We start from the raw sequence: 9852 nt of genomic DNA, 5'->3' as shown, positions 1-9852 counted from the left end.
GCGGCGGGGTATCGGCGCGGCCCTGCTCGCCGCGCTGGTCGAGTCGACGGAGGCGGCCGGGATCTGGACCATCCAGAGCGGCGTGTTCCCGGAGAACACCGTCAGCCTGCGCCTGCACCAGCGGGCCGGGTTCCGCGTCGTCGGCACCAGGGAACGGATCGGCCGCCACCACGGCGAGTGGCGGGACGTGGTCCTGATCGAGCGGCGCAGCGCGACGGCCGGCCGTTAGACGTTCTTGAAACGCTCGGTGAAGCGGGGGTCGTTCTCCCACCAGGGGCGCTCGGCATCGGAGGTGTCGTCGCTGCCCTCGTGCGCCTCCGGGGTCCGGGCGGCCTCCGTGGCGTCGAGTTCCGCGTCGATGACGGCGGCCTCCGCCTTGTCCTCGCGCATCATCTGGATCAGCTGGACGGCGAGGAACGGCAGCCCCACGAAGTCGCCGAGGATCCAGATGATGCCGCCGCCGATGACCTGACTGGTGGCCAGGCTCGGTCCCCACGGGTAGCCGACCGCGTGGTAGTAGGGGCCGGCGATCAGGTTGTTGTCCGCGATCACCGCGATGCCGAAGAACGCGTCCCCGATCACCTCGGCCGCGGTGATCCACATGGCGACGCCGTACAGGTACTCCTTCGGCACCGGGTCAACGCGCAGCAGCGTCCAGAAGAACACGAAGCCCGGGATCATCAGCGCCAGGTAGGTGAGTTCCCTGACGGTCCCGCTGTGGAACACCGCCGTGTACCAGGACGTGAAGTACATCACCATGGGCACCGCGACCAGCGCCAGCGCGGTGATGGCCGGGAAGGTCACGACCCGCGCGGCCCGGCTCCTGACGACGGTGTGCACGCTTCTCGCTGTACCGGGGAACGCGGTCTCGGTCAGCGTGAGCGGCTTGCCCATGGCCAGGAACAGCGGCACGACCAGCACGAGCAGCACCGTCTGCACTGCCCGCGGGTAGAACAGCACCCACTGGTAAACCCCGACCCAGGACATCGTGGCGATGACGAGGAACCCCAGGCCCAGGCCGCAGAAGGCGATCACGCGCCCGGTCCCCCACTGGCCGCCGCCCCGCCTGACCTTCCGCACCGCGAACAGGTAGCAGCCGCCGAGCACGACGACGAGCGCGATCATCGCGGGGTCCGCGGTCCATTCCGTGAACGCGCGTCCAAGGGTCAGTTGCGGCGGCCCGGTGTATCCAGCTGCGAGCGACGCCATGCCCGCTACGCTACCGCTCCGGCGGGCGACCCGGGCCGGGAGCCCCGGCACCCTGCGCCCGCGCCCCACTGAGGAGCAGAACGTTACGCTCTTCTTGCTGTTATCAGCCCTTTCGCGTTATTTGCTGCTCCTAAGTCATTCGGGGGCCGGGCGGGGGGCACGTGCGGGGCGGCGTTCGCGTTAGACAGGTGGCAGGAACCATGCGCGGCGAATGGGGAACGCGGTGTTCGAGAAGTTCACTGACCGGGCGCGGCGGGTTGTGGTGCGGGCGCAGGAAGAGGCCAGGGCGCTCAACCACGACTTCATCGGCACGGAGCACATCCTGCTCGGCCTGGTCGGCGAGGGCCAGGGGGTAGCGGCCAAGGCGCTCGAGTCGCTTGGCATCAGCCTGGAGACGGTCCGCCAGCGCGTCGAGGACGCCGTGCCCCCGGGCCAGTACTCGCGGCCCGGGCACATTCCGTTCACCCCGCGCGCCAAGAAGGTGCTCGAGCTGTCGCTGAGCGAGGCGAAGCTGCTGGGGCACCCCTACATCGGCACCGAGCACATCCTGCTCGGCCTGCTGCGCGAGGGTGAAGGCGTGGCCGTCCAGGTCCTGGCCGCGCTTGGCGCGGACCTGGACGGCGTCCGCGAACGGGTCATCCAGCTGCTGGCCGAATACCAGGCCAGGAAGGATGGTCCAGCGGCCAGCGGCAGCGCCGGTTAGCCCGGCCGGCGGGAACCGGCCCGGGGCAGGTGCCACGGGTCCGTCCGGGAGCAAAGAAGAGGGCCCCGCCAGGGGCCCCGGAGGGCCGGACTGGCGGAGCCCGAAGACGTGGTTAGCTCAGGCGGGACGTGAGTTCCGTGGCGGCCGTGTCGCCGTAGGCGGTGGCCGCGCGCTCGGCGAGCGTCGCCGACTTGAGCTCGTACTCCTGCGGGCCCACCGTCTCGAGGACGTGCACGGCCATCAGGTTGCCGAGCTGGATCGCGCGCTCGGTGGACAGGCCCCAGGACACGGCGGCAAGGAAGCCGCAGCGGAACGCGTCGCCCGCGCCGGTCGGCTCCACGAACTTGGCGTCAGGGATCGGGCCGACGACGACCGGCTCCTCGCCCTTCTGCTCGACCCGGGCGCCGGCCGCGCCGAGGGTGATGATGCGCGTCGTGATCCGCTCCAGGATGTCCGCGTTGGACCATCCGGTCTTCGACTCGATCACCGCTTCCTCGTACTCGTTGCAGAACAAGTACGTGGCGCCCTCGATCAGCGTGCGCATCGAGTCGCCGTCGAGGAAGGCCACCTGCTGCGAGAAGTCCGCGGCGAAGGGGACGCCCGCCGCCCGGCAGTCGCTGGTGTACTGCTGCATCGCGGCCGGGTCGCCCGCGCCGATCAGCACGAGGTCCACGCCGTTGGCGGCCACGAGGCTGGCGATGTCGATCTCGCAGTCCTCGCTCATCGCGCCGGGGTAAAACGACGCGATCTGGTTGCCCACCGTGTCGTTCGTCGCGACGAACCGGGCGGTGTGCTTGATGGCCGACGTGCGTACCCCGGACGTGTCGACGCCGTGGGCGTCCAGCCAGTCGCGGTACTCGGCGAAGTCCGCGCCGACGCTGCCCACGAGCAGCGGGTTAAGCCCGAGGCAGCCCAGGCCGAAGGCGATGTTCCCGGCCACGCCGCCGCGCCGGATCTCCAGCTCGCCCACGAGGAACGACAGCGAGACCTTGTCCAGCTTCTCGGCGATGAGCGTGTCGGTGAACTTCCCGGAGAACATCATCAGGTGGTCGGTCGCGATCGACCCGGTGACAGCTATTCGCATTGTGGGAGGTTACCGGTGCGAGGTGCGATCAGTGGAAAGAATCGCCGCAGGCGCAGGAGCCCGTCGCGTTCGGGTTGTCGATCGTGAAGCCCTGCTTCTCGATCGTGTCCACGAAGTCGACCGTCGCACCGGTGAGGTACGGGGCGGACATCTTGTCGGTGACCACTTCGACGCCGCTGAACGCGGCGACGACGTCGCCGTCGAACGAGCGCTCATCGAAGTAGAGCTGGTAGCGCAGCCCGGAGCATCCGCCCGGCTGCACGGCCACGCGCAGCCGCAGGTCATCCCGGCCCTCCTGGACCAGCAGCGCGCCTACCTTGGTGGCAGCGGCCTGCGTGAGGACAATCCCCTGCTGCGTCACTTCGTCCTGAACGGTCATCTGTGACTAGCTCCCGTCGTTACGTGTTATGCCGCCAGCGCGGCATCGTCGTACGCCTTCAACCATATGCCCCTGGCCGGCATTCCTGCCACGTGGCAATGAACACGGCCCGGGTCACATACCCGGGGCGCCCCACACGGGGAACCACCTGGTGAGGTCCTGCTCGATCTTCAGGTCGTCGGCGAGCGCGTTCTTGATCTGGATCTCGAGCGCGTTGTCGCGCTGCTGGCCGGACAGCGGGGCGAACGGGTAGAACGTCCCCCGCTTGTACAGGTAGACGAGCGCGAGCCTGCGCTCGCGCTCGTCCCTGAAGGCCACCAGCGTGCACAGCAGCTGGGGGCCGAACCCGTTGTCGACCAGCGCGCTGTTCACCGCGTGCAGGTCGGTGACCAGGCCGTCGAGCTCGTCGCTCAAGTGGCTGCTGACCAGCCAGGTGTAGCCGTAGCTGTCCCTGGTCACCTCGACGGGCAGGCCGCCGCCCGGCTTGCCCGCGTCCATGTTGAGCAGGTCGCGGACGTCGGACTCGATGTCGCTGAACGTCTTGCCTTCCACGGAGCGGAAGCACACCGAGCCGGACCCGGTCGGGATGAACCCCGACGACGCCTGCAGCGTGATGGCCGCGGACGGCAGCGCGAACAGGTCGTCGAGCTTCGGCTGGACCGGCTTGGTCCGGCCGAGCAGCGTGTCAAGGAAGCCCATTAGTCGCCCGGGCCAGCGCTCAATCCGCCGGCGGTCGGCTGCCCGAGCTCGCGCTGGATCTTCGCCAGCTGCTCCAGGCGCTTCTCCAGGCTCGGGTGCGTGGAGAACAGCTGCGACAGGCTCTTTCCGCCGCCTCCGCCGTCTCCGCCGCCTCCGCCGCGGGTGAGCTTCATCGCCGGCGCGAAGTAGAACGCGTTCAGCGGCTCGGCGGCCCGCAGGTCCTCGTTCGGGATGCGGGACATCCCCTGGCTGACCTTTGTCAGCGCGCTCGCCAGCGCGCTCGGCTGGCCGGTGAGCAGCGCGCCGCTGCGGTCGGCCGCCAGTTCCCGGTACCTGGACAGCACCCGGATCAGCAGGAAGCTGACCGCGTACACCACGACCGACACCGCCATGATGATCAGGACCACGGGGATCCCGCCCTGGTTGTTGTTGCTGCTCCGCCGTCCGCCGCCGAAGAGCTCGGAGTAGAAGGCGAACCGCACCAGCAGGCCCGCCACGATCGCGAGCAGGCTCGCTACGGTCATGACCTGGACGTCCTTGTGCGCGACGTGCGACAGCTCGTGCGCCAGCACGCCCTCTTTCTCCTCGGGAGTGAGGTTGCTGTGGTACATCAGCCCCTCGGTCACGCACAGCACCGAGTTCTTGCTGTTGCGACCCGTCGCGAAGGCGTTGGGCATGCGGGTGGGAGCGATCGCCACCCGCGGCTTGTCCATGTCCGCGAGCGCGCACAGCCGGTCCACGATCGCGTGCAGCTCCGGCTCATCCTGCGGGGTAACGACCCTCGCGCCGGCCGCGGACAGCGCGATCTTGTCCGAGTAGAACAGCGAGGCGATGGCACTGCCGCCGCCGAAGATAAGGGCGACGAGCACGATCGCCGCGCCCGACGCGTGAACCGCCGTCAAGATGCCGATAATGGCGGCGACGAACGCGACGAATACCAGTCCCAGGAGGAACATCGTCACGGTCATCCGTACGGTCAGCCCCCGGTCAGGCGCATACCTGGTACGCGCCATATGGCACCTCCGATCACGCCAGGCCGCTTTGTCCCTGTATGGGGCTCTGCCTGGTCCTATGGGGAATCTACCTGAAGAACACTCAAGGAAAGCTGAAGCGTCCCGCAGAGACAGCCAAAAGGGCTCCCGCCGTTACGCCCTTGGCGAATGCGCGGTTACGGATGGCCGATCGAGTCGCCGGGGAGCGTGCCGTCGGCGAGGAGCTTACGCACTTCATCGACGCTGGCGTCCGAGAACGGCAGGATGTAGTCCGCGGTCACGAACGTGTCATCAGGCACCGTCGTGCCCGACTCCCGGACCAGGCCCACCGCCGCGCCGAGAGCAGCGCGGAACGCGGTGTCGTCGTGCTTTCCGACCGCGGCGTCCAGCTCGGCGTCGAGCGCGGTCAGCCTGGCCGCCACGTCGGCGTCGACCTGGAACTGGCCCTCGCCGAGAATCCGGACGATCACGACCCGTCACCCGCTTGCGGCTGCTCCGCCGCCTGCGTGGCCTCCGAGCCGCTCGAGTCCCCGTTGGCGCTGGCCTCGAGCTGCGGCGTCGAACCCGCGGAGAGCTCGCCTTTCATCTGCGCCAGCTCGGCCTCGACCGAGTGGTCCGCGCCGAGCTTGTCGAGTTCCGCCTGGATGGCGTCTTGCGGGCCGCTCACGTGGTCCTCGAGCGCGCCCGAGGCGAGCAGCTCGTCGATCGCGCCGGCCCGGGCCTGCATCTGCGCCGTCTTATCCTCGGCACGCTGGATCGCCAGGCCGACGTCGCCCATTTCCTCCGAGATGCCGGAGAAGGCCTCGTTGATGCGGGTCTGCGCCTCGGCCGCGGTGTAGGTCGCCTTGATGGTTTCCTTCCTGGTGCGGAAGGCGTCCACCTTGGACTGCAGCCGCTGCGAGGCGAGCGTCAGCTTCTCTTCCTGCTCTTGCAGGTTCGCGTACTGCCCCTGCAGGTCGTTGAGCTGACCTTGCAGGCCGGCCTTGTTCTGCAGGGCGGCCCGCGCCAGGTCCTCGCGGCCCTTCGACAGCGCGTCGCGCGCCTGGTTGTCGCGGCGGTCGACCTCTTTCTGCAGCGAGTTCATCTGCAGCTCGACACGCTTGCGGGAGGTGGCGACGTCAGCGACCCCGCGCCGGACCCGCGTCAGCATCTCGACCTGCTGCTGGTAGGAATAGTCCAGGGTCTCGCGAGGGTCTTCCATCCGGTCCAGCGCCTTGTTGGCCTTGGCCCGGAAAATCAGCGAGACTCGCTTCATCACGCTCATAGACGCGGCCGTCCCCTTCATTCTGCTGAGCGCCGCCCCGGGCGGCACGGCGCCACCACGCGACGGCTGATTGCCGCCGGCTAATCGAAATCAACCCTACGCGCTGCTGCGAGTAGTAGCCACTTATCCTCCCCCCCTCTGGACGCCCCTATCCTGGTGCGTCCGCCCCGTTCGGCCGGGGGGCGAAGTTCGCGGCGTTACCTACTAAGCTATGCCCGTGTTCCGACGCAGCAGCGCCGGGTCGTCAGGCAGCACGGCCGAGGAATCCTCGCCCACGCAGAGCCAGGAAGCCCCGGCCAAGAACAAGCGGCCCGCCGAGGCGGGCAAGGGCCGGCCCACGCCCAAGCGGAGTGAGGCCGAGCGCGGCAGGTACCAGTCGATCACCGGGTCGACCACCAGCGGTCGCGGTCCCAGCACCGGGTCCGCTCCCCGGGGCAAGATGACTCCCGAGGACAAGGCCAGGACGCGGTCCGAACGCGACAAGCGGACGACCGCGATGCGGCGCGGCGAGGAGTGGGCGCTCGGCCCGCGCGACCGCGGCCCGATCAGGAAGCTCGCCAGGGACTACGTGGACAGCCACCGGCGCCCCAGCGAGTACTACATGTACGTGCTGATCGTGCTGCTCGTCGCGCTGCTCTCGCGCAGCAAAGCGCTGAACACCTACGTCTCGCCGTTCGTCCTGGTGCTCATCGTGGTGGTCGTGATCGACGCCTACTTCATCCGCCGCGCGCTGTTCAAGCTGGCCGCGGAACGGTACCCCAACGAGTCCACCCGCGGCATGACGACCTACGCGGTGATGCGCGCGCTGCAGATCCGCCGGTTCCGGACTCCGGCCCCGCGCCTGAAGCCCGGCGACAAGTTCTAGCCCGAACGCGGTCGATGGACCATCGACCACCATAGAGTGCGGTCGATGGACCATCGACAGCCTTTGGAGGGGCAGGGCAGCGGCGGGGCGGGGCGGTCAGCTTTCGGGGTGGAGGGTCATCGGGCCGTATTCCTTGCGGTCGTCGTCGAGCAGGGTCACCTGGTCGACGCCGGCGTCAAGGAGCCCCCGCCAGTTCTCGCCTAGCCAGCTCTCGGCGTCCCCCTGGCTGGCGAAGATCGCGTCCTGCAGGCCCGCGCCGGTCAGCACCGCGCCGTCAGCTTTCTCGTACCGCCACGTCCAGGGCATCCCGCCGGGCCTTTCTCTCGCTCCGCCAGCGTTCTTCGGTCATGCGAGATTAACACCGGCGGTCACGTTTAACCGCCCGACCCGACACGCCCCTCCTCGCATCGGCTCAGGCGGTTAGCACGCGGCGTCAGGCGCAGAACAAGATCGCCCAGACCGCCTTGCCGCGGCCCGCCAGCGGGCTCCAGCCCCAGACGTCGCTCAGCGCGTCCACCATCTGCAGGCCACGGCCCGCTTCCTCTATGCTGCACGGCTTCTTGAGCACGGGCGCGACATCGCTCGGGTCGAGCACGGCGCAGATCACCTCGCCGGTACGGCGCAGCAGGCGCAGGCCATGGTTTTCGGCCGAGGGCTGACGGTCACTGGCCGACTCGGCAGCGTGGGTGACCGCGTTCGCGACGAACTCCCCGATGATCGTCTCCGCGTCTTCCGCCAGGGTGGCCAGGCCCCATTCGCGCAGCGTGTTGCTGGTCAGCCGGCGCGCGGCTCGCGCGGACTGCGGCCCGCGGCTGAGCGGGCAGCACACCGCCGACGGCGAATCCCACCAGTCGGAGGGCATCCGCACCACCCGCGGGCGCCGCGGCACGCAAGCGGTTCGGGCGGTCAGGTCGGGCGGCCTGCGCATGGCAGGATCGATCCTGGTCCGGGTGGGCAGCTGTGCCAGTTGGTTCAGGCTCATCGTTATCCCGGGGAGCGTCCGGCGTCATCCGGGTGATTGACGCTGGGTCTCCATCCTGCCCGAGTAACCATGCAGATGCAAGGCCAAATGCACGTTCATTCGTATCGTGCAGCTAACGGTGCCGCCGACTGTTGCGAACTTGTCCGATCACGATAAGGACGACGATTCCGATCGATATCCACAGACCATACCGGGAAACGGTCTGCGCCACCGTGACCGCGTGCTGCCCGAGCGTGTAGCCGAGACCGGCCAGCATGCCGGCCCACAGCAGCGAGCCGATGGCGTCAAGGACCAGGAACGTCACCCAGCTCATCCCGGCCCAGCCGGCCGTCGCGTACACGATCACGTTCGGCACTGGCAGGAACGGCGCGACCACGACGGCCGGCCAGGTGAACTTCCAGCCCCAGCGCTGGACCCGCGCCATGAACCGCGGACCGTGCTTACGCCGGCCCGACAGCAGCAGGATGATCCGCTCGCCCCAGATCCTGCCCGCCAGCCAGTAGAGCAGGTCGAACTTCATCAGCCCTGGGATCGCGGCGAGCAGGACCACCGTCAGCGAGCCGTGCCCCACCCGGGCGAACGCGGCGCCGGACACGATCGCCTCGGTCGAGCCGTTCAGCACCTCGAGCAGCACCGGGTGCGTGCCGACCAGGCTGGCGCGGAACGGCAACAGCGCCAGGTAGTAAATGCCGCTGAGCGTGATCCCCGCCCAGAGCAGGACGTCGACCCGGCGGGGCTTGCCTGACCAGGGCAGCCGGGGATCGTCCCACGGATCGGCCTGGACCGTCTTCTCTTGTGCTGGCTTCTCTTGTGCTGGTTCCTCCGGTGCCGACTGGTCGGCCGCGGCCACCGCCGGCTCTTCTGTCACGGCGTTACGTTATACATGCTCGCGTGGTGACCACAACACGAGGCGGCCCGATGGAGAAGTACCTGGCGCCGGAGACGGCGGCGCGGATGGCCGCCGCCGCGGCCGCGTTCAGCGGTGCGCTCGATGAGTCGCAACGGTACGTTCTGGCTAATGATTTTGAGCTTTCCGGGGCGCGGCGGGAGTGGTCGTACCTGCCTGAGCCCGAGCGGGGCGGGCTGGCGATCGGATCGCTCACCGACCCGCAGCGCAAGCTCGCGCACCGGCTGATCGCGGCGTCGGTCAGCATGCCGGGGTACGCGAAGGTCGTCTCCATCATGGCGATGGAGCACGTGCGGCGGGCGCTCACGCTGCTGGACGCGCCGGCGATCGCGCACCTGTTTGACCCCGAGCGGTACTGCTTCCGGATCTTCGGGACGCCGGGCGGCGCGGCGCCGTGGGGCTGGCAGCTGGCGGGGCACCACGTGTCGCTGAACTTCACGGTCACCGAGGCGCGGTACCTCTCCCCCACGCCGTGCATGCTCGGCAGCGTGCCCGCCTCGTACGGGACGCTGGCGCCGCTGGCGGACGACGAGGCGCGCGGGTACGAATTCATCAACTCGCTGACCGGCGCGCAGCGGGCGGCCGCCATCATCTACCACCGGCCGCCGCCGGACTTCGCCACCCGGATGGTGCCGCGGATCGGGCCCGCGGAGCTGCCGGACCACGTGTTCGACCCGGAGCCGGACTACCGGATCTCCGATGCGGAACGGTCGGTCCTCAGCTACCTGCGGGACGGGCCGAAGGGGGTGCGCGGCGCCGACCTGGACG

13 protein-coding genes and 1 pseudogene are annotated in these 9852 nt (G+C 69.1%); 4 read left to right on the top strand and 10 right to left on the bottom strand.

Annotated elements, in window-relative coordinates; all coding sequences use genetic code 11:
• Positions 1-229: N-acetyltransferase family protein (locus WA805_RS11950; protein WP_425242367.1), on the top strand; the 229-nt coding region annotated here is incomplete at its 5' end.
• On the opposite strand, the gene WA805_RS11945 is transcribed toward WA805_RS11950, so the two are convergent.
• Positions 226-1209, bottom strand: a complete 984-nt coding sequence (locus tag WA805_RS11945) for a cytochrome c oxidase assembly protein (protein WP_425238877.1) — start codon at positions 1207-1209, stop codon at positions 226-228. The two genes, WA805_RS11950 and WA805_RS11945, sit on opposite strands and share 4 nt — an antisense overlap.
• A 223-nt stretch (positions 1210-1432) precedes the next feature.
• Between WA805_RS11945 and WA805_RS11940 the strand changes: the two are divergent.
• A pseudogene (locus WA805_RS11940) lies at positions 1433-1906 on the top strand (Clp protease N-terminal domain-containing protein); the annotation flags it as partial.
• A gap of 118 nt (positions 1907-2024) precedes the next feature.
• Here WA805_RS11940 and WA805_RS11935 read toward each other — a convergent pair.
• From WA805_RS11935 to WA805_RS11910, 6 genes are all read right to left on the bottom strand, one after another.
• Positions 2025-2996 carry a carbohydrate kinase family protein gene (locus tag WA805_RS11935; protein ID WP_424559234.1) on the bottom strand — a complete coding sequence of 324 codons (972 nt, stop codon included), beginning with the start codon at positions 2994-2996 and terminating at the stop codon, positions 2025-2027.
• Positions 2997-3024: 28 nt separating this feature from the next.
• Entirely contained in the window at positions 3025-3375 is a 351-nt protein-coding gene (locus WA805_RS11930; RefSeq protein ID WP_422286152.1) for a HesB/IscA family protein, read from the bottom strand.
• A gap of 114 nt (positions 3376-3489) precedes the next feature.
• Positions 3490-4074 (bottom strand): PspA-associated protein PspAB, encoded by a 585-nt coding sequence (pspAB, locus tag WA805_RS11925; protein ID WP_422277123.1) that lies wholly within the window; start codon positions 4072-4074, stop codon positions 3490-3492.
• Entirely contained in the window at positions 4074-5087 is a 1014-nt protein-coding gene (gene htpX / locus WA805_RS11920) for a zinc metalloprotease HtpX (RefSeq protein WP_422277121.1), read from the bottom strand. The genes pspAB and htpX overlap by 1 nt, the downstream gene beginning before the upstream one ends.
• A 155-nt stretch (positions 5088-5242) precedes the next feature.
• Positions 5243-5536: a PspA-associated protein PspAA gene (pspAA, locus tag WA805_RS11915; protein ID WP_422277119.1), complete on the bottom strand. Its 294-nt coding sequence runs from the start codon at positions 5534-5536 to the stop codon at positions 5243-5245.
• Entirely contained in the window at positions 5533-6330 is a 798-nt protein-coding gene (locus WA805_RS11910) for a PspA/IM30 family protein (RefSeq protein ID WP_422277117.1), read from the bottom strand. The genes pspAA and WA805_RS11910 overlap by 4 nt, the downstream gene beginning before the upstream one ends.
• A 217-nt stretch (positions 6331-6547) precedes the next feature.
• Between WA805_RS11910 and WA805_RS11905 the strand changes: the two genes are divergently transcribed.
• Positions 6548-7195: a DUF3043 domain-containing protein gene (locus WA805_RS11905; RefSeq protein WP_422286154.1), complete on the top strand. Its 648-nt coding sequence runs from the start codon at positions 6548-6550 to the stop codon at positions 7193-7195.
• 96 nt (positions 7196-7291) lie between these two features.
• Here WA805_RS11905 and WA805_RS11900 read toward each other — a convergent pair whose 3' ends face one another.
• From WA805_RS11900 to WA805_RS11890, 3 genes are all read right to left on the bottom strand, one after another.
• A complete protein-coding gene (locus WA805_RS11900; RefSeq protein ID WP_422277113.1) occupies positions 7292-7501 on the bottom strand; it encodes a hypothetical protein in 210 nt (69 codons plus the stop codon).
• Between the two features lie 127 nt (positions 7502-7628).
• Positions 7629-8177: an ATP-binding protein gene (locus WA805_RS11895; protein ID WP_422277111.1), complete on the bottom strand. Its 549-nt coding sequence runs from the start codon at positions 8175-8177 to the stop codon at positions 7629-7631.
• A gap of 112 nt (positions 8178-8289) precedes the next feature.
• Positions 8290-9045: a DedA family protein gene (locus WA805_RS11890; RefSeq protein ID WP_422277109.1), complete on the bottom strand. Its 756-nt coding sequence runs from the start codon at positions 9043-9045 to the stop codon at positions 8290-8292.
• 26 nt (positions 9046-9071) lie between these two features.
• On the opposite strand from WA805_RS11890, the gene WA805_RS11885 reads away from it, so the two are divergent.
• Positions 9072-9852 (top strand): DUF3500 domain-containing protein (locus WA805_RS11885; RefSeq protein ID WP_425242366.1); only part of this gene is annotated, 781 nt, incomplete at its 3' end.

Origin of the sequence: Trebonia sp., assembly GCF_049794275.1 — a bacterium.
GTDB lineage: Bacteria > Actinomycetota > Actinomycetes > Streptosporangiales > Streptosporangiaceae > Trebonia.
This window is presented reverse-complemented; position numbering and strand designations above follow the sequence as displayed.